Origin of the sequence: Blautia wexlerae DSM 19850 (assembly GCF_025148125.1) — a bacterium.
GTDB classification, from domain to species: Bacteria; Bacillota; Clostridia; order Lachnospirales; family Lachnospiraceae; genus Blautia_A; species Blautia_A wexlerae.
Genome location: NZ_CP102267.1, coordinates 1,661,599 through 1,681,754, shown reverse-complemented (window position 1 = coordinate 1,681,754; position 20,156 = coordinate 1,661,599). Strand labels below are relative to the sequence as shown.

General features: G+C 43.1%; 16 protein-coding genes and 4 pseudogenes. 8 read left to right on the top strand and 12 right to left on the bottom strand.

The window, feature by feature from the left end:
* Positions 1-44: 44 nt before the first annotated feature.
* A complete protein-coding gene (locus NQ550_RS07770; protein WP_008704538.1) occupies positions 45-1,601 on the top strand; it encodes an ABC-F family ATP-binding cassette domain-containing protein in 1,557 nt (518 codons plus the stop codon).
* 27 nt (positions 1,602-1,628) lie between these two features.
* Complete coding sequence (locus NQ550_RS07765; protein ID WP_008704539.1) at positions 1,629-2,993, top strand: MATE family efflux transporter; 1,365 nt, start codon at positions 1,629-1,631, stop codon at positions 2,991-2,993.
* A gap of 79 nt (positions 2,994-3,072) precedes the next feature.
* Here NQ550_RS07765 and leuS read toward each other — a convergent pair whose 3' ends face one another.
* Complete coding sequence (gene leuS, locus NQ550_RS07760) at positions 3,073-5,475, bottom strand: leucine--tRNA ligase (RefSeq protein WP_025576898.1); 2,403 nt, start codon at positions 5,473-5,475, stop codon at positions 3,073-3,075.
* 273 nt (positions 5,476-5,748) lie between these two features.
* Positions 5,749-5,889: pseudogene (locus NQ550_RS22520) on the bottom strand (DUF6783 domain-containing protein).
* Here NQ550_RS22520 and NQ550_RS22515 point away from each other — a divergent pair.
* A pseudogene (locus NQ550_RS22515) lies at positions 5,848-5,961 on the top strand (DUF6783 domain-containing protein); the annotation flags it as partial. The pseudogenes NQ550_RS22520 and NQ550_RS22515 overlap by 42 nt on opposite strands.
* Before the next feature lie 111 nt (positions 5,962-6,072).
* Here the strand turns inward: NQ550_RS22515 and NQ550_RS07755 are convergent.
* Positions 6,073-8,163 (bottom strand): elongation factor G, encoded by a 2,091-nt coding sequence (locus NQ550_RS07755; protein WP_025576899.1) that lies wholly within the window; start codon positions 8,161-8,163, stop codon positions 6,073-6,075.
* Between the two features lie 488 nt (positions 8,164-8,651).
* On the opposite strand from NQ550_RS07755, the gene NQ550_RS07750 reads away from it, so the two are divergent.
* From NQ550_RS07750 to NQ550_RS07740, 3 genes are all read left to right on the top strand, one after another.
* Positions 8,652-9,743, top strand: a complete 1,092-nt coding sequence (locus NQ550_RS07750; RefSeq protein ID WP_025576901.1) for a prephenate dehydrogenase — start codon at positions 8,652-8,654, stop codon at positions 9,741-9,743.
* 108 nt (positions 9,744-9,851) lie between these two features.
* Complete coding sequence (gene aroA / locus NQ550_RS07745; RefSeq protein ID WP_025576902.1) at positions 9,852-11,126, top strand: 3-phosphoshikimate 1-carboxyvinyltransferase; 1,275 nt, start codon at positions 9,852-9,854, stop codon at positions 11,124-11,126.
* Positions 11,127-11,580: 454 nt separating this feature from the next.
* Positions 11,581-12,570 (top strand): 2-hydroxyacid dehydrogenase, encoded by a 990-nt coding sequence (locus tag NQ550_RS07740; RefSeq protein WP_008704545.1) that lies wholly within the window; start codon positions 11,581-11,583, stop codon positions 12,568-12,570.
* Positions 12,571-12,633: 63 nt separating this feature from the next.
* Here NQ550_RS07740 and NQ550_RS07735 read toward each other — a convergent pair whose 3' ends face one another.
* From NQ550_RS07735 to NQ550_RS23055, 3 genes and pseudogenes are all read right to left on the bottom strand, one after another.
* Positions 12,634-13,005 (bottom strand): hypothetical protein, encoded by a 372-nt coding sequence (locus NQ550_RS07735; protein WP_025576903.1) that lies wholly within the window; start codon positions 13,003-13,005, stop codon positions 12,634-12,636.
* Between the two features lie 60 nt (positions 13,006-13,065).
* Positions 13,066-13,617, bottom strand: a complete 552-nt coding sequence (locus tag NQ550_RS07730) for a flavodoxin family protein (RefSeq protein ID WP_025576904.1) — start codon at positions 13,615-13,617, stop codon at positions 13,066-13,068.
* A gap of 58 nt (positions 13,618-13,675) precedes the next feature.
* Positions 13,676-13,807: pseudogene (locus NQ550_RS23055) on the bottom strand (DUF6783 domain-containing protein); the annotation flags it as partial.
* Between NQ550_RS23055 and NQ550_RS23050 the strand changes: the two are divergent.
* Positions 13,745-13,918: pseudogene (locus tag NQ550_RS23050) on the top strand (DUF6783 domain-containing protein). The pseudogenes NQ550_RS23055 and NQ550_RS23050 overlap by 63 nt on opposite strands.
* 223 nt (positions 13,919-14,141) lie before the next feature.
* Positions 14,142-15,536 carry a CapA family protein gene (locus NQ550_RS07725; protein WP_025576905.1) on the top strand — a complete coding sequence of 465 codons (1,395 nt, stop codon included), beginning with the start codon at positions 14,142-14,144 and terminating at the stop codon, positions 15,534-15,536.
* A 178-nt stretch (positions 15,537-15,714) separates the two neighbouring features.
* On the opposite strand, the gene queA is transcribed toward NQ550_RS07725, so the two are convergent.
* From queA to ffh, 6 genes are all read right to left on the bottom strand, one after another.
* Positions 15,715-16,740, bottom strand: a complete 1,026-nt coding sequence (queA, locus tag NQ550_RS07720; protein WP_025576906.1) for a tRNA preQ1(34) S-adenosylmethionine ribosyltransferase-isomerase QueA — start codon at positions 16,738-16,740, stop codon at positions 15,715-15,717.
* Positions 16,737-17,495 carry a tRNA (guanosine(37)-N1)-methyltransferase TrmD gene (trmD, locus tag NQ550_RS07715; RefSeq protein WP_008704678.1) on the bottom strand — a complete coding sequence of 253 codons (759 nt, stop codon included), beginning with the start codon at positions 17,493-17,495 and terminating at the stop codon, positions 16,737-16,739. The genes queA and trmD overlap by 4 nt, the downstream gene beginning before the upstream one ends.
* Positions 17,496-17,999, bottom strand: coding sequence for a ribosome maturation factor RimM (rimM, locus tag NQ550_RS07710; protein ID WP_022380627.1), 504 nt, complete (start codon positions 17,997-17,999; stop codon positions 17,496-17,498).
* A 144-nt stretch (positions 18,000-18,143) separates the two neighbouring features.
* A complete protein-coding gene (locus tag NQ550_RS07705) occupies positions 18,144-18,374 on the bottom strand; it encodes a KH domain-containing protein (protein WP_008704683.1) in 231 nt (76 codons plus the stop codon).
* Between the two features lie 64 nt (positions 18,375-18,438).
* Positions 18,439-18,684 carry a 30S ribosomal protein S16 gene (gene rpsP / locus NQ550_RS07700; RefSeq protein ID WP_008704685.1) on the bottom strand — a complete coding sequence of 82 codons (246 nt, stop codon included), beginning with the start codon at positions 18,682-18,684 and terminating at the stop codon, positions 18,439-18,441.
* A gap of 113 nt (positions 18,685-18,797) precedes the next feature.
* Positions 18,798-20,153 carry a signal recognition particle protein gene (gene ffh / locus NQ550_RS07695; protein ID WP_008704686.1) on the bottom strand — a complete coding sequence of 452 codons (1,356 nt, stop codon included), beginning with the start codon at positions 20,151-20,153 and terminating at the stop codon, positions 18,798-18,800.
* Positions 20,154-20,156: the final 3 nt, after the last annotated feature.

The following is a 20,156-nucleotide window of genomic DNA, read 5'->3' as shown; positions in this document are numbered from 1 at the left end:
TGACCCTGACATTATATAACAATAATTAAGGAGAATTTCTTTTTATGAGTATTTTGAATGTTGAACATCTGACACATGGTTTCGGAGACAGGGCGATTTTTAATGATGTGTCTTTCCGCCTGTTAAAGGGCGAGCATATTGGACTGGTTGGTGCCAACGGGGAAGGTAAATCTACTTTCTTTAATATTGTAACCGGAAAGCTGATGCCGGATGAGGGTAAGATTGAATGGGCAAAGAATGTACGTGTCGGCTATCTGGACCAGCATTCTGTCCTTTCTCAGGGTATGTCCATCCGTGACGTGCTGAAGTCTGCATTCTCTTATCTCTTTGAGATGGAGGAAAGAATGAATGGGATCTGTGACTCTCTTGGCACTGCTTCTCCTGAGGAGATGGATACTCTGATGGAGGAGCTGGGAACTATTCAGGATACCCTTACCATGCATGATTTCTATGTGATCGATGCGAAGGTGGAGGAAGTTGCCAGAGCCCTGGGACTTCTGGATATCGGACTGGAACGTGATGTTACAGACCTGAGTGGTGGTCAGAGAACCAAAGTTCTGCTTGGCAAGCTGCTTCTGGAGAAGCCGGATATCCTGCTTTTGGACGAGCCTACCAACTATCTGGATGAGGAACATATCGAATGGCTGAAGCGTTATCTGCAGGATTATGAGAATGCATTTATCCTTATCTCCCACGATATTCCGTTTCTGAATTCTGTTATCAATCTGGTTTATCATATGGAGAATCAGGAACTGAACCGTTATGTCGGGGATTATGACCATTTCCAGGAAGTGTATGAGGTGAAGAAGGCTCAGCTTGAGGCTGCTTACAGACGCCAGCAGCAGGAAATCAGTGAACTGAAGGATTTCGTCGCAAGAAATAAGGCCAGGGTTTCTACAAGAAATATGGCAATGTCCAGACAGAAGAAGCTGGATAAGATGGATGTGATCGAGCTTGCTGCCGAGAAGCCGAAGCCTGAGTTTCATTTTAAATACGGACGCACTCCGGGGAAATATATTTTCGAAACGAAGGATCTGGTTATTGGTTATAATGAACCCCTTTCCAGACCTGTTACTCTCTCTATGGAAAGAGGAAATAAGATTGCGTTGGTTGGTGCAAACGGTATCGGTAAGACAACTTTACTGAAGAGTATTCTGGGGTTGATCCCGTCTCTGAAGGGTTCCTGCGAACTTGGGGAGAATCTTCAGATTGGATATTTTGAGCAGGAAGTCAAAGGTGATAACAAGACTACCTGTATTGATGAGATCTGGGCGGAGTTTCCGTCTTATACTCAGTATGAGGTGCGGTCTGCTCTCGCCAAATGCGGTCTGACTACCAAGCATATTGAAAGTCAGGTACGTGTACTGAGTGGCGGGGAGCAGGCGAAGGTGCGTCTGTGTAAGCTGGTGAATAAAGAAACGAACATTCTGCTTCTGGACGAGCCTACCAATCATCTGGATGTGGATGCAAAAGAAGCTTTGAAGCAGGCATTGATCGAATATAAGGGAAGCATTCTCCTGATCTGCCATGAACCAGAGTTTTACCGCGATGTGGTTTCTCAGGTATGGGACTGCAGTAAATGGACTACAAAAGTATTATAATAATTGGTACATGAAGGGTTATTACAAATGAGTAAAGCAAAAACTGTGGATCTGACTTCCGGTCCGATCCTGAAAACTCTGGCAGAGCTGGCTCTGCCTATCATGATTTCTTCCATGCTGGGAACAGCATACAGTATTATGGATATGGCATGGATTGGACTGCTTGGTGCAAAGGCGGTTGCAGGCGTGGGAGTAGGCGGAATGTATGTCTGGCTCTCCCAGGGACTTGCATCCCTGTCAAGAATGGGCGGACAGGTAAATACAGCTCAGGCATGCGGGCGCAAAGATTATGACCAAGCACGTTCCTATGCTGCCGGTTCTCTGCAGCTCACTGCACTGTCCGGCATTTTGTTTGCTGCTGTCTGTGTTATTTTCATACAGCCTCTGCTGGGATTTTTTAATCTGACCGACGCAGAAACTTATACTGCTGCCAGATCTTATACATTGATCACCTGTGGACTGATCCTTTTTTCTTATCTGAATCTGACGTTGACCGGACTCTCTACTGCGCAGGGCGATTCCCGCACTCCCCTGCTTGCAAACTTTATCGGGCTTGCAGGAAATATGATCCTGGATCCGCTGCTGATCCTTGGCATCGGACCTTTCCCGAGGCTGGAGGTTGCCGGAGCCGCTATTGCGACAGTAAGTTCACAGATTCTGGTTTTTGTAGTGATGGTTCTGCGTATCCGGCATTCCAGACTGGAGCCCAATGTTTTACAGCATCTGAATCTGCTGTCTGTTTTTCCAAAAGAATATTATAAGCACATCTTCAGGATCGGGTTTCCCACAGCTATACAGGGAAGCATTTACTGTTTCATCTCCATGGTTCTGACCCGTATGGTTTCCGGTTATGGTGCTGCCGCTATTGCAACGCAGCGTGTTGGCGGACAGATTGAATCCGTATCCTGGAATACTGCTGATGGTTTTGCTTCAGCACTGAATGCTTTTATTGCCCAAAATTACGGTGCACGAAAAAAAGACCGTATCCGTAAAGGTTACAGTCTGTCATTTCGCGTTCTCACAATTTGGGGCCTGTTTGTCACTGCAGCTTTTGTCTTTCTTCCGGAACCAATTGCCAGGTTATTTTTCCACGAAAAAGAAGCTCTGGATACTGCTGTCAATTATCTGGTCATTATCGGATTCAGTGAAGTCTTTATGTCCATTGAGCTGATGACAGTGGGCGCATTATCAGGACTTGGACGCACCAGATTATCCAGTACGATCAGTGTGATCCTGACAGGCTCACGAATCCCGCTGGCATTGATCCTGACACATGCGGGAATGGGATTAAATGGTGTATGGTGGGCGCTTACAATCTCTTCTATCGTGAAGGGAATCGTGTTTACACTGACATTCCGGCATATCAGCAGGCGGTTGCCTGAAAAGGTCTAAAGGTTTCTTAATACAGCTGGCAAACTCAAAAGAGGACTGTTCAGAAAAATTTCTGTCAGTCCTCTTTTTACTGTTTCTATTATTTCGCAACAAAGTTTACGATCTTGTTCGGTACATAAATCTCTTTGATAAGGTTCTTGCCTTCCAGGAAGGAAGCAATTCTCTCGTCTGCTTTGGCGATCTCGAATGCTTTTTCTTTTTCACATCCGTTAGGGATTACGATTGTTCCTCTTACTTTACCGTTTACCTGTACACCAATCTCAACGGTCTTGGCAATTGTTTTGCCTTCATCGTATTTCGGCCATTCGGAAACTGCCAGTAAGCCTTCACCTCCGATGAATTCCCAGATTTCTTCGCAGATATGCGGTGCGAACGGACTAAGCAGTTTGATAAAGATGGTAAGGTCATCTTTGCTTAAGTGTCCTTCTGCTGTGATCTCATTAATGAGTGTCATCAGGCTGGCGATCGCTGTATTGAATTTCAGGTTCTCGATATCAGAAGAAACTTTCTTGATGGTACGGTGGAGTTTCATCTCCAGTTCATCAGATACGGATTCTTCAGAAAGGATATCTGTCAGCCCTGCAACACGGTCCAGGAACTTCTTACAGCCCTTTACAGAGTTCTCGCTCCATGGTGTAGCTGCGCCATAGTCACCCATAAACAGCACATAGGTACGAAGAGTATCTGCACCGTATTCTTCTACAATATCCAGCGGGTCAACTACATTACCCTTGGATTTACTCATTTTATCTCCGTCCGGTCCGAGGATCAATCCCTGGATGGAACGTTTTGCGTATGGTTCCGGTGTATTTACTACGCCAAGATCATACAGGAAATGATGCCAGAATCTGGAGTAGATCATATGTCTGGTAACGTGTTCCATACCACCATTGTACCAGTCAACAGGCATCCAGTATTTCAGTTTGTCCATATCTGCCAGTGCATTTGCATTGTGCGGATCTGTATATCTTAAGAAATACCAGGAAGATCCTGCCCACTGAGGCATAGTATCTGTCTCACGCTTCGCTGCAGCACCACATTTCGGGCATGTGCAGTTTACGAAAGAATCAATCTTTGCAAGTGGGGACTGTCCGTCTTCACCCGGCTCGAAGTCCTTTACATCCGGCAGGCGCAGCGGAAGTTCGTTCTCCGGAACTGCCACAACACCGCAGTTCGGGCAGTGGATAAGCGGGATTGGCTCACCCCAGTATCTCTGGCGGTTGAATGCCCAGTCTTTCATCTTATACTGAACACCGGCTTTACCGATTCCTTTTTTCTCCAGTTCTTCCAACATACGCTCAATAGAATCTTTCTTCTTTGCATATCCGTTCAGGAAATCGGAGTTTACCATTTCGCCGTCGCCTGTATAGGCTTCTTTGGAAATATCTCCGCCTTTGATAACTTCGATAATGTCGATGCCGAATTTCTTCGCGAAATCATAGTCACGCTGGTCGTGAGCAGGTACTGCCATGATAGCACCTGTACCATATCCCATCATTACATAGTCAGCAATGTAGATTGGAATTTTCTTACCGTTAACCGGGTTGATTCCCTCAAGTCCCTGGATTCTCACACCTGTTTTATCTTTTACAAGCTGAGTTCTCTCAAACTCTGTTTTCTTTGCACACTCATTACGATATGCAATGATCTCATCCATGTTTGTGATTTTATCTGCATATTTGTCAATGATCGGATGTTCCGGTGCGATTACCATGAATGTTACACCAAACAGAGTATCCGGTCTGGTTGTATAGATTTCAAGTTTCTCATCGATTCCGTCAACATCGAAGTTAACGAAAGCACCTTTTGATTTGCCGATCCAGTGGATCTGCTGCTGTTTTACATTATCCGGATAGTCTACATCTTTCAGACCTTCCAGAAGCTTATCTGCATACTGGGTGATTCTTAAATACCATACATCTTTTGATTTCTGAACAACATCGCTGTGGCAGATATCACATTTACCGCCCTGGCTGTCTTCATTGGAAAGGACTACTTTACAGTGCGGGCAGTAATTAACCAGTGTTCTGTCTCTGAATACAAGACCTTTTTCGAACATTTTCAGGAAAATCCACTGTGTCCATTTGTAGTAGTCTTCATCTGTTGTATCGATCACACGGTTCCAGTCAAAGGAAAATCCAACTTTCTTTAACTGGTTTGAGAATCTCTTGATGTTCTCATCTGTGATGATACGTGGATGTGTTCCGGTCTTTACCGCGTAGTTCTCTGTCGGGAGACCAAATGCATCAAATCCGATCGGGAAAAGTACATTATAGCCTTCCATACGACGTTTTCTGGAAATAACCTCCAGACTGGAATATGCTTTGATATGTCCTACGTGCATACCGGCACCGCTTGGATATGGGAACTCTACCAGACCATAGAATTTAGGTTTGTCACTGTTATCTTTGGCTTCGAAGACTTTGGCCTCTTCCCATTTTGCCTGCCACTTAGGCTCAATCTTTTTAAACAAGTATTTCATCTCTATACTTCCTCCAACATTTTGCTGTATGTGAACTACCCGGCAACAGAGTTACCAGGGCATCTGACTTAAGGCGAGATATCGTCTTTTTCAGGGTGCGTCCATGACACCACTACTGTTTGCTCCACTGAGCTACACAGTTGCTTTTATTATTTCCGGCGGTTTCAGTCCGATTATGGACATCTTATCCTAAAAATTTATTTTAATTCAACAAAGGCTGTTTGTCAATGTAACGTTTCGTTGTATCTAGTGTTTTTGCTTTAAAAATGGCACTTATTTCGCATTTTCGAGTAATACACCACTAGAGTGTGTCTGAAAAATCATTCCCGCAATCTGCACGCCCCACTTTGCGGGATATTTCACCCGAATTCAGTTGCCGTAGCCCGCTACGGCGCCCTCATCCGGGCAAAATATCCCACAAATTGTGACGCACATCTTGCAGAAAGCCTTTTTCAGACACACTCTAGTTCTGTCAACAAAACGTAAAAAACAGGACATTCCGCATCTCTGCAAAATGTCCTGCCATTTTTATTTCTTAACTATATTTTAATTACTGTGCTAACACAAATTACTGCTCTGTCAGTAATTACCCTTTTTTTATTCTTCGGCTTTATCCACTTTGCTTGCTCTTGCTTCGATTTCTTTTGCCTGGATATCATTCGGAGCCTGCTCGTAGCGTGCAAATTCATAGGAGAATTCTCCGCTTCCACCTGTCATAGAACGAAGATCTGTGGAATATCCATAAATCTCAAGCTGTGGAACATCTGCCTCAATAATGGTATTGCCCTGATGATCAGGAGTCATACCAAGAACACGGCCACGACGTTTGTTCAGGTCGCCCATAACATCACCGGTAAATTTATCCGGAACAGTTACTTTCATAGATACGATTGGCTCTAAGAGTACAGGTGATGCATCCATAAAGCCTTTCTTAAATGCAAGAATCGTTGCCATCTTGAATGCCATTTCTGAGGAGTCTACCGGATGATAAGATCCATCATATAAGGTAGCTTTCACACCAACTACAGGATATGCAGCCAGAGGTCCTTTTAATACGCATTCCTGAAGGCCTTTCTCAACTGCCGGGAAGTAGTTCTTCGGAACTGCACCACCAACTACAACCTGTTCAAATTCATAAGGTGTCTCCAGATCGCCTGATGGCTCGAAACGCATCTTAACATGTCCATACTGTCCATGTCCACCGGACTGTTTCTTATGTTTACCCTCTACATCTGCATTCTTACGGATCGTCTCGCGGAACGGAACCTTCGGTTTGCTCAGCTCAACATCTACTTTGTAGCGTTCTTTTAATTTATTCATAACGATATCGAGATGCTGATCACCGATACCATAGATAAGGCTCTGACGGTTTGCACTGTCATTTACTACACGAAGTGTCTTGTCTTCACTCATCATCTTCGCAAGTGCCTGGGAAATCTTATCCTCATCACCCTTCTTCACTGCTTTAAATCTCTTGCAGGTATATGGTGTGGAAAGGAGTGCCTTCGGATAAAGAATCGGATTTGCTTTTGTCGCAAGGCTGTCACCAGTCTGTACGCTGTTTAATTTGGCAATTGCACCAATATCACCGGCATGAAGTTCCGGAACCTCGATCGGTTTGGATCCTTCAAGTACATATAATTTATTCAGACGTTCTTCTTCGCCTTTCTCTACGTTTAATAAAGTGTCATCGGATTTGATAACACCGGAGCATACTTTAATAAGAGAATATTTGCCAAGGAACGGGTCTGCAATTGTTTTCCACACATATGCGGATTTCACTTTCGTGAAGTCGTAGTTTGCTTCAAAGATCTCATTTGTCTTCTGAGCGATTCCATTGCAGGAGCGTTTGTCCGGGCTTGGGAAATATCCGCAGATATCATCCAGTAAGTTGGATACACCGCGAAGATTAATCGGTGAGCCCATGCATACAGGTACGATAGATGCTTCCTGTACGTTCATTGCAAGTGCTGCGGAAACCTCTGTTACTGAGAATGTATCACCTTCAAAATAACGGTCCATGAATTCCTCGCTGGTCTCTGCAACAGATTCCATAAGGATATCGTGATATTTCTCCAGATATTCATCCAAGTATTCAGGAATCGGGCATTCCTCTTTCTTACCTTTATCTATGTACTTACGTCCTGCCTGTTTTACAACATTTACATATCCTACAAATTTGCCGTCTTCACGAATCGGGAAGTGAAGCGGTGCGATCTTCTTGCCGTAGAGTTCAGTGAGCTGTTCTACTACTTTACGGTAGCTGACATCATCTACGTCCATATCTGTGACAAAGATCATTCTCGGAAGTTTATATTTCTCACATAAGTTCCATGCCTTCTGTGTTCCAACCTGAACGCCTGCTTTACCGGAAACTACAATGATCGCTGCATCTGCTGCGCTTACTGCTTCTTCTACTTCGCCTACGAAATCGAAATATCCGGGAGTATCCAGCACATTGATCTTTACCTTATCCCATGGTACCGGGATCAATGTGGTAGAAATGGAAAAATGTCTCTTAATCTCTTCTTTGTCATAATCGCTGACAGTATTTCCGTCTTCTACTCTTCCGAGACGGTTAGTCATTCCTGCTAAGTAAGCCATTGCTTCTGCCAGTGTAGTTTTGCCAGCGCCCCCATGACCTAAAAGGACTACATTTCTAATTCGGTCAGTTCTAAATACATCCATGTTGCGTACCTCCCTGTTTGTCTGTTATGTTATTGCCGCCTGCAACGTCCGCAGCAACGATATGGCTATATATTACTAAATTTTTTTATATTTTTCAAGTATTTTATGAAATTTTAACATCTTTTTTTGTGAACTTCTTGTAAATTGATGAGCATTTTATATATTTTCAGTAATTTTCATGGATCTCGACTGTGAATTTTATCTCAAGTGTGCAGCTGGCTGACTGATTTTGATTGTACGAATATTTATAGTGCATCGTTTTTTCAGTTGACTATAACAGTCTTCGTAACCAGAGTGCGAAAGATATGGAAGATATCTGCATATGATACGGCGTTCGCTTTGTCGCTTTAAATTATTTATGTATAAAAGTGCCGTATGAATTGACTTTTCAAATCATATCCTTTAAAATAGTAAATTATGAAATCATGTAACTGTTCCGTATTTTCACAGTTACGAATAATGTTACCTGAAAGGATGCAAAAACCACTATGAAAACTATCGGTTTTATCGGTCTCGGACTGATTGGCGGATCAATTGCCAAGGCCATCCGAAAATACCATGAAGACTACCGACTTCTTGCTTATGATCAGGATCGGGAAACACTTGCTGCAGCAGTAAGCAGCAATATGATCGATGCTGTATGCGAAGAACATGATGAACGTTTCAGGAGCTGCGATTATATTTTCCTGTGTGCTCCTGTAGAATTTAATGTAAAATATCTTGAATATTTCAAAGACAATATCGGTCCTGACACGATCCTCACAGATGTTGGAAGTGTCAAGGGCATTATCCATAAAGAAGTAGAACGTCTTGGAATGGAATCCCGTTTTATCGGAGGTCATCCAATGGCCGGTTCTGAGAAGACCGGATTCGAAGCTTCCAGTGACCGTCTGATTGAGAATGCTTACTATATTATTACTCCGGGCGGTGAAGTTGCACTGGAACGCCTGACAGATTTCACAGAGATGATTTCTTCCCTTGGTGCGATCCCGATGGTCCTTACAAGTGAAGAACACGATTTCATCACTGCCGGAGTCAGCCATCTGCCTCATATTATTGCTTCTGCACTGGTAAATCTTGTCAATATGCTGGACAGTGATCAGGAATATATGAAAACGATTGCAGCCGGAGGTTTCCGTGATATCACACGTATTGCTTCTTCTTCTCCAATTATGTGGGAGCAGATCTGTGTGGAAAATAATCAGAATATCTCCAATGTTCTGGATGACTACATCCGCCTGCTGGTTCAGATCAAATGTTTTGTGGATAACAAGGACTCCAGGAGTCTGTATCAGATGTTTGCAAGTTCCAGGGATTACCGTGATTCTATTGATGTGGTAGACAATGGTCTGCTGAAAAAGGCTTATGTCCTGTATCTTGATATTGCGGATGAGGCCGGCGGTATTGCTACGATTGCCACTATCCTTGCAATGGAGAAGATCAGCATTAAAAATATCGGTATCATTCACAACCGTGAATTTGAGGAAGGTGTCCTCAAAATTGAATTCTACGACGGAATCTCTATGGAAAAGGGTGCCGCACTCCTTAAAAAAAGAAATTATATTGTCTACGAACGCTAAACAGATCACCCTTTGACATTCATTTCAAAAATATTTTGTCAAAAGCAGATTGCTATAAATAGCTGCAGGGAAATACAGAAATATTATAAAAACAGGCAGGAATCAAACATGGAAATAAAAAAACAGACAAACCTCAGAGGAGAACTCACTGTACCCGGAGATAAATCCATTTCTCATCGTGCAGTCATGTTCGGTTCTCTTGCACAGGGTACTACAAAGATCACACATTTTCTTGAGGGAGCTGACTGCCTCTCTACAATCTCCTGTTTCCGGAAAATGGGAATCGATATTGAAAGAAATGCTTCCGAAATCCTCGTTCATGGAAAGGGACTTCACGGACTCAGTGCTCCGTCTGAAACTCTGGATGTGGGAAACAGCGGGACTACCACAAGACTGATCTCCGGAATTCTGGCAGGACAGTCTTTTACCAGCGAATTAAACGGCGACGCTTCCATTCAGTCCCGTCCAATGAAAAGGATTATGACTCCTCTTCTGTCTATGGGCGCTGATATCGTAAGTCTGAGGGGCAATGGATGCGCACCTTTGCGTATTACAGGAAGGCCTTTACATGCCGCTCATTATCAGTCACCGGTTGCTTCCGCACAGGTAAAATCCTGCGTGCTTCTGGCTGGTATGTATGCAGATGGGATTACCAGCGTTACTGAGCCGGTACTTTCCAGAAATCATACGGAGATCATGCTGAATTATTTCGGCGCAAATGTAAATTCCCGGGGAACAACTGCTTCTATTGAACCGGAGCCTGTGCTGAACGGACGCGAGATTAAAGTTCCCGGAGATATTTCTTCTGCTGCTTACTTTATCGCAGCAGGGCTTCTTACTCCCGGAAGTGAGATTCTTCTTAAAAATGTAGGCATTAATCCAACCAGAGACGGAATGCTTCGTGTATGTAAGGCTATGGGGGCTGATATTACTCTGCTGAATGCAAGTACAGAGGGTGAGCCTACCGCTGACCTGCTGATCCGCACAAGCAGTCTTCACGGAACCACTGTTGAGGGTGAGATCATTCCCACACTGATCGATGAAATCCCGATGATCGCTGTAATGGCAGCTTTTGCAGAGGGGACTACTGTTATCAGGGACGCACAGGAGCTGAAGGTAAAAGAATCCGACCGTATCGCAGTGGTAACAGAAGGACTGAAACGCATGGGAGCTGATATTCAGCCGACTGATGACGGAATGATCATCCATGGAGGAAAGCCACTTCATGGTGCCGAGATCAATTCTTATCTTGATCACCGTATTGCCATGTCCTTTGCTGTTGCAGGTACAATTTGTGACGGTACACTTACTATCAAAGATGGGGACTGCGTTAAAATTTCCTATCCGGAATTCTATGAAAATCTGTACTCTCTCGGAAAATAGCAACTGTCATTTATAATTATGCTGCTGTCAACATATCATTTTTTTATGTTTGTTGACAGCAGCATAATTTTTACTGTTCACCTGTAATATCCCGCAAGATGTTTTTTTATCCTGCATATCTTTTGTCTTTCTGTACATACTTTTCATAACAAAGCATAATTTGCAATTCCTATTTACAGTATCTTCATACTCTCTCAGATTGTATTTTTATAGATACTTGAGAAATTTTATCCAAAATAGTCTTTTCTTTTTCCGATAAATCGGTTATAATGTGAATCGTCAGAAGATTGTTATTATTTTAACATTATTCGATTTGTTTTACTATAGCAGGATTTCAAACTCTGATGGTCTGGATTAAGATGCATTATTTATGAGGATTGCTATAAACACTGATATTATAATTTTCACGGTGAGTATACCATACAGGTATACAGCCAGAGAGGAGCTAACATTTATGAAAATCTTATTTTACGGCACAAAAAACTACGACGAAGAATTTTTCGAGAAGCTTCTTCCTTCCTATCCGGGAATTACAATTAAATTTACCGAAGCAAATATTCACGAAGAAACTGCTTCCCTTGCAAAAGGATATGAGGCAATCTGCGCTTTTGTAAACGCTGATCTGAGCACTCCTGTTATCGAAGAGCTGAATGCTCAGGGTGTAAAACTGATTCTTATGCGCTGCGCAGGATATAACAATGTAGATCTGGAAACTGCTCACAAATTCGGAATGAAGGTTCTGCGTGTTCCGGGATATTCTCCGGAAGCTGTGGCTGAGCATGCAATGGCACTTGCGCTGACAGCAAACCGCCACACACATAAAGCATACATCAAATGCCGCGAAAACAACTTCTCTTTAAGTGGTCTGATGGGACTTAATTTCTATCAGAAAACTGCCGGAATCATTGGTACCGGAAAAATTGGCCAGGCAATGGCAAAAATCTGCAAAGGTTTTGGTATGAGAGTTATCGCTTACGATCTTTTCCCGAATAAGAGCCTGGATTATCTGGAATATGTATCTCTGGATGAGCTTCTGGCAACCAGTGATCTCATCAGTCTTCACTGCCCGCTTACAGAAGAAACCAAACACATCATCAATGAAGAAACTATCGCCAAAATGAAAGATGGTGTAATTCTTGTAAACACTTCCCGCGGCGGCCTGATCAAGACAGAGGACCTGATCTCCGGAATCCGTGATCATAAGTTCTTTGCAGTAGGACTGGATGTTTATGAAGAAGAAACTGATTTCGTATTCGAGGATATGTCCGAGCGTATTCTGCAGAGCTCCATTACCCAGCGCCTGCTCTCCTTCCCGAATGTAGTGATGACTTCTCATCAGGGATTCTTTACAAAAGAAGCACTGACTAACATTGCCGAGACTACTCTCGAAAATGCGAAAGCATTTATGGATGGGAACGAACTGAAGAACGAGGTTCTTTCCTGATAATTACAGAAATATGATCAGGGGGCTGTCGCAATAATAATTCCAGCGACAGCCCCCTTGTGATTATTTTTCAGTTTTAGTTTCTGATTTCGTTGTATCTGCAGAATCTGATGTTTCAGTTTTATCCGCAGATTTTTTTGCAGAAGAATCTGAAGTTTCTGCTTTATCTGTATTTTCCGTTTTATCTGTAGTTTCTGTTGCATCTGTAGTATCTGTAATGTCAGCGGTCTCTTCCTCAGGCTCATCAATCTGTTTCATATCCTCGTCAGAAGTATCTGCATCCATTTCATTCAGCTCTTCTTCTGTCAGCGGTTCAAGATCATCCTGATAAATTTCCTTATTTGTAATATCATCTTCTGACTTCTTCCCACATCCGGCAAGACCGATGGATGCCAGAAGCATTCCTGTAATCATAAAGTATTTTATTTTTTTCATTTTAATCATCCTTTCGTCTGTTCCACATAACACAAATGGTGTTTCATTTTCAGATAATATTTATTCTGCTGTTCTCAATCTGCCTGCCAGATCTTTTATTTCCTGTATGATATCTTCTCTGTCTCTGACCGGCACTTTGTCTGTACGGTTTACATATACAGTCCCCAGACTGTCACAGCTCATCTGACGAAGCAGCATCTCTGCCGTACTTTCCGCTTTTTCTCTGGGTCCGATACTTCCTGCTGTCAGCAGAACTGCTCCTGTTTTCTTCTTAGGAACAGGTTCTTCTTTACGGATATATCTTGCGCTGAAATAGGTCTGCAGTCTGCTCATCACAGCAAGAAGCATTCCCGTAACCTCCTCAAAATATACAGGAGATGCCATAATAATATGGTCACATTCTTCAATGTACGAAAGAACCTCCTGCCATTCATCTTTGACTGCGCATCCTGCATGGTCAAAACACCATCTGCAGTCTATACACGGTCGGATATCTGCCCTGTAGGCATTAACCACCTTAAAATCCCCTCCAAGATTTTCCTGCAGAGTCCGGATCATATATGCAGTTTCACCGTTCTTTCTCGGTGAACCGTTGAATATCAATGTTTTCATCTTTATTTTTCCTCATATTCTTTCCTGAGAAGTGCTATCTCACGTACCCATCTCCTCATTATCTTTGAGTGCTTTCAGAGCATGTTTCATACGCTTTAGAGCGTGTCTGAAAAAGGCTTTCTGCAAGATGTGCGTCACAATTTGTGGGATATTTTGCCCGAATGAGGGCGCCGTAGCGGGCTACGGCAACTGAATTCGGGTGAAATATCCCGCAAAGTGGGGCGTGCAGATTGCGGGAATGATTTTTCAGACACGCTCTAGGATAACACATCTCTTTTTTCTGTCTGTAATATTTATGTAACCTTTTGTCATGGTATTATAACAAAAATACGGTTTTATGAAAAGACTTATTTCTTGACGATTCTGTGAATTCTCTATATACTTTGAATATATCCTATAGCAATTACGATTTATTTTTTGTTAATTCTGATCATCTGTTCAGATATTTTAACTGCCCGGTCTCTTTAATATTTTTTTAATACTATATCTCTAATCTATTATAAACGAAAGCGAGAACTATACATATGAGCCTACAATCCAACAAGCGAAACCAGACGAAATCTTCTTCTGCACGCAGGAAAGACATCTACAAAAAATCAAAATACTATCAGGAAAAAAGGCAAAAATTGCTGATTGCAACAGGTATCGGTATCTTTGTTCTGGTTTTTATACTTATTCTGGCAGGTATCCGCGGATGCAGCAACTATATGAGTTCCAGACAGGCAGCAGCCAAAAAAACTGTTTCCATGAACGCTTCTAAGGACAACAGCCAGAAAGCATCCTCAGATTCTCAGAACACGGATTCCTCCAATGCTACAGTATCTTCTCCTGTTTCTCTGACACTCAGTGTTGTCGGTGACTGCACTCTTGGCACAGATGAAACTTTTGATTATGATACCAGCTTAAATGCTTATTATGAAAATTACGGTGCAGATTATTTCCTGCAGAATGTAAAAGATATTTTCTCCACAGATGATCTGACTATTGCAAATTTTGAGGGAACACTCACCGATTCTGATGAACGGGAGGATAAAACATTTGCATTTAAAGCACCCGCATCCTATGCCTCTATTCTGACAGGCGGATCTGTAGAAGCCGTAAATACCGCTAACAATCACAGTCATGATTATGGTGAGCAGAGTTTCAATGATACTCTGGCAGCATTGGACGACGCAGGGATTGTGCATTTCGGATATGATGAAACTGCTGTTATGGATGTAAAAGGAATCAAAGTAGGATTAGTCGGTATCTATGAACTGTATGACCATCTTGAGCGCGAGCAGCAGTTAAAAGACAATATTGCAAAAGTAAAGGCAGACGGGGCACAGCTGATCGTAGTGATCTTCCACTGGGGTAATGAAACGGAAACCGTTCCGGACAGCAACCAGACAACACTTGGACGCATCGCGATCGATGAAGGCGCTGATCTTGTATGCGGACATCATCCGCATGTACTTCAGGGTATTGAAACTTATAAAGGCAGGAATATTGTATACAGCCTCGGAAACTTCTGCTTCGGCGGCAACAGTTCTCCAAGTGATATGGATACCATGATCTACCAGCAGACCTTTACTATTGATGCCGATGGGGTAAAAAAAGACAACGTGACCAATATCATTCCCTGCTCCATTTCTTCTGCTGCCTATGATGGATATAATAATTATCAGCCAACTCCGGCAGAAGGTGATGAGGCAACAAGAATCCTTGGAAAAATCAATGAGCGGAGTTCCTGGATTTCTACTGCAGAAGGCAGTACTTTTACTGCAAAATATAACAATAATAACGACTCCCAGAGCAGTTCTGCAGATACAGCTGCTTCAGATAGCGATATCGTTGATATGAACAGTTCAGCTTCAGATGACACAGACGCAGAGACATACGACGAATCCTATGATACTGATAATTCGGGCGCCGAATAAATGGTTCACTCCTTCATTCATCCAAACATCAATACTTCAAAAGAGCTGAAAAATCCTGTTAAGGACTTCTCAGCTCTCTTTTTATGTTTTTACTATGCTTTTATCAGGCAGATAAAAATATCCTCTTCGCTACTTGCTCATAACCAGATAACTGATTGATATAGTTATATGGATGACATTATATGATAATCATGGCGTCTCCAAAGGAGAAGAAACGATATTTCTCCTGCACTGCAGTCTCATAGGCATGCATGATATTCTCCTTGCCTGCCAGCGCAGACACCAGCATCACAAGTGTGGATTCCGGCAGGTGGAAATTTGTGATCAGGGCATCGATCATTTTGAAATGATAGCCCGGATAGATAAAGATTTCTGTCCATCCGCTTCCGGATTTCAGAATTCCATCTTCTCCTGTTGCAGATTCCAGTGTTCTGCAGCTTGTGGTTCCTACTGCTATTACACGTTTACCTGCCTTCTTTGTGTCATTGATCAGCTTTGCCTGATCCTCCTCTACTATGTAGAATTCGGAATGCATATGGTGGCTTTCCACGTCATCTACTTTGACAGGGCGGAAAGTTCCGAGACCTACATGAAGAGTCACATGAGCGATATTGACGCCTTTTTCCTTTACTTTTTCAAGAAGCTCTTTAGTAAAGTGCAATCCTGCTGTCGGTGCTGCTGCGGAGCCTTCGTTCTTTGCATAAACTGTCTGATAACGGTTCTTATCTTTCAGTTTATGTGTAATATAAGGCGGCAGAGGCATTTCGCCAAGCTGATCCAGGATTTCTTCAAAGATTCCTTCATAATGGAACTGGATCAGACGGTTTCCCTCGTCCACCACATCAATGATCTCACCTTTTAAAATACCATTTCCAAATGTGATCTTAGCACCCGGGCGTGCCTTCTTTCCGGGTTTTACCAGACACTCCCAGATATCATTCTCTCTTCGCTTCAGAAGCAGGATCTCGATCAGTGCTCCTGTCTCTTCTTTATGTCCGTATAACCGGGCAGGGATTACCTTTGTATCGTTGATGACCAGGCAGTCTCCCTCTTCCATATAATCCAGAACATCTGTGAAATGGCGATGCTCAATGCTGCCATCTTTTAAAGACAGATGCATCAGTCTGGATGAACTTCTGTCCTCCAGAGGATCCTGAGCGATCAGTTCCTGAGGAAGGTCATAATAAAAATCTGATGTTTTCATTTTATCTGCTCCTCTTCTTCCTTCCACTGTTTCCTTAACTGGCGCACATAGTTCCATTCTTTGTTTGTCAGATCAGCTTTCTTAAGAAGATCCGGGCGTCTTTTTGCCGTGCGGTAAATTGACTGCTCTCTGCGCCACTTTTCTATATTTGCGTGATGACCGGACATAAGAACCTCCGGTACTTTTTTGCCATGCCACTCTTCCGGACGGCTGTACTGCGGATACTCCAGAAGGTTTCCTGCAAAGGATTCTGTCTCACCGGACTCCTGATTGTTCAGTACACCCGGAACCATTCTTGAAATGGAATCCATCATGACCATTGCAGGAAGTTCGCCGCCTGTAAGCACGTAATCTCCGATAGATACGTAATCTGTGACGATTTCCTCCAGAACACGCTCATCAATTCCCTCATAGTGTCCACAAAGGAATACCAGATCCTCTTCCTGCGCCATTTCTCTGGCCATAGCCTGGTTAAATACCTGCCCCTGAGGAGTCAGATATACAACTCTTGGCTTTTTTGCCGTACGGTTTGCAATCGCCTCATAAGCAAGGTAAACCGGTTCTGCCTGCATCAGCATTCCGGCACCGCCGCCATAGGTATAATCATCCACTTTCTGGTGCTTATTGAATGCATAATCACGAATGTTCACTGCCTCCAGTGTGAGGAGACCTTTTGTGATCGCACGTCCGGTAATGCTGGTATTCATGCCATTTTCAATCATCTCCGGAAACAGGGTTAAAACATGAAAATTCATTTATATTAATCCTTTCATCAGATGAATGGTCATTACATTCTTCTCCACATCCACATCAAGGATACATTCCCTGATAGCAGGGAGCAGAATTTCTTCGCCTTTGTCATCCTCTACTACATAGACATCATTAGCGCCTGTTTCCATTACATCTTTCAGAGTTCCAAATTTGCTTCCGTCTTCGAGAACTACATCCATACCGATCAGGTCTGCAATGTAATATTCATCTTCTTCCAGCTCCTGCGCTTCTTCTCTCGGGATCCAGAGTTCTCTTTTTTTATACATCTCTATATCATTAATATTATCAATTCCCCTGAATTTCAGGATTACAAGGTTCTTGAAATACTTAACATTCTCTATTTCAAGCTTTCTTTTCTCTCTGCCTGTGTCAAGCAGAACATATTCCAGATCCAGAAATCTGTCTGCATCTGTGGTAGGATATACTTTTACTTCCCCGCGTATTCCGTGTGTCGTAGTGATCACACCAACTTTTAATAAATCTTCCATCTGCTGACTCCTATAATTTTCATATCATACGTCATTTGCATTCTGCTTTTATGCCTGCTCACAGCGAATGCTGATCCATATTCCAAATCCGCTTAAACCCAAATCAGGAGCCATGGGATGTTCCACAGCTCCTGACCCTTATTTTCATTGCAGAATATCTACAATCACTTTTTTGCTGCTTTTTGAAGAAGCTGCTTTTACCACAGTTCGGATCGCTTTCGCAATTCTTCCCTGCCGTCCGATAACCTTGCCCATGTCAGCAGGTCCGACTTTCAGTTCAACGATGATTGCGTCTTCCTTTTCTGTCTCAGTAACAACTACTTCATCCGGATTTTCAACAAGAGATTTTGCAATTACTTCCACTAATTCTTTCATTACATACCTCCCTGACCCGTCCCCTACGGACGCTGCAGAAATACCTTATCCTGGTATATCTGAATTATTTTTCAATTCCGGCATCTTTGAGGATTTTTGCTACAACATCTGTAGGCTGAGCTCCTGCTGCAAGCCATTTTTTAGCTGCTTCTTCATCAACTGTTACAGCGCTTGGCTCAAGGTTTGGATCGTATGTTCCGATTTCTTCGATACATCTTCCATCACGTTTGCAACGGGAATCTGCAACTACGATTCTATAAAAAGGTGCTTTCTTCTGTCCCATTCTTCTTAATCTGATTTTAACTGCCATTGTTTCTTTTCCTCCATTAAATAAAATATATTGTTTTCTTATGTTATATTACTGTTCAGCTATGAAACAGTAACTTTTATGTCAAAGCGTTATCCGCTTCGCTAACTTCTCAATTACAGTCCGAACGGAAGTTTAAATCCACCGCCGCGCTTACCGGCTTTTCCGCCCATAAGACCAGGCATCTGTTTCATCATCTTCTTGCTCTGCTCAAACTGTTTCACCAGACGGTTTACTTCAGAGACATCTACTCCTGCACCTCTGGCAATACGGTTCTTTCTGGAAATGTTCAGTATTGACGGATTACTTCTCTCCTGAGGTGTCATGGAAAGGATAATTGACTTGGTTCTGTCCATGGCTTTCTCATCGATCATTCCCTCAATATCCTTCATCTTACCGCCCATACCTGGAAGCATATTCAGGATACTGCCGATACCGCCCATCTTGTTCATCTGTTCCATACTGGTAAGGTAATCGTTGAAGTCAAAGTCCATTTTCTTTAACTTCTTCTGCATGTCCTGCGCCTGTTCTTTATCGATGGAAGCTTCTGCTTTCTCGATCAGACTCATGACATCACCCATACCAAGGATTCTGGAAGCCATACGTTCCGGATAGAACTGCTCCAGATCAGAAAGTTTCTCGCCCATACCTACATACAGAATAGGCTTACCGGTTACTGCCTTGATAGAAAGGGCTGCACCGCCTCGGGTATCACCATCCATCTTGGTAAGAATGACACCGTCGATTCCTACTTTATCAGCAAATGTGCTTGCCACATTTACCGCATCCTGTCCGGTCATCGCATCTACGATGAGGATGGTTGCATCTACCTGAATGTTCGCCTTGATATCTGCAAGTTCCTGCATCATATCTTCATCAACATGAAGACGACCGGCTGTATCGATAAGTACAACATTCTGCTGATTTGCCTTCGCATGCTCTATGGCTGCTTTCGCAATATCCACAGGCTTCTGCTTATCTCCCATGGAAAATACTTCCACGCCCTGTTTCTCGCCGTTGACCTGCAGCTGTGTGATAGCCGCCGGACGGTAAACATCGCAGGCTACTAAAAGAGGTTTCTTACCTTTGGATTTCAGCTTACCTGCAAGCTTCGCAACTGTGGTGGTCTTACCTGCACCCTGCAGACCTGCCATCATGAACACTGTGATCTCATTTCCCGGGCGAAGAGGCAGATCTGTTGTCTCACTTCCCATTAATTTCACAAGTTCATCATTAACAATCTTGATCACCATCTGACCCGGATTCAGACCACTCATAACGTCCTGTCCGATTGCCTGCTCCTGTACAGATTTAGTAAACTGCTTCACAACCTTAAAGTTTACGTCTGCCTCTAACAGAGCCATCTTTACTTCCTTAAGGGCAAGCTTAACGTCCTCCTCTGTCAGGCGGCCCTTGCTTCGCAACTTCTTAAATACATTCTGCAGTTTATCTGTCAAGCTTTCAAATGCCATATG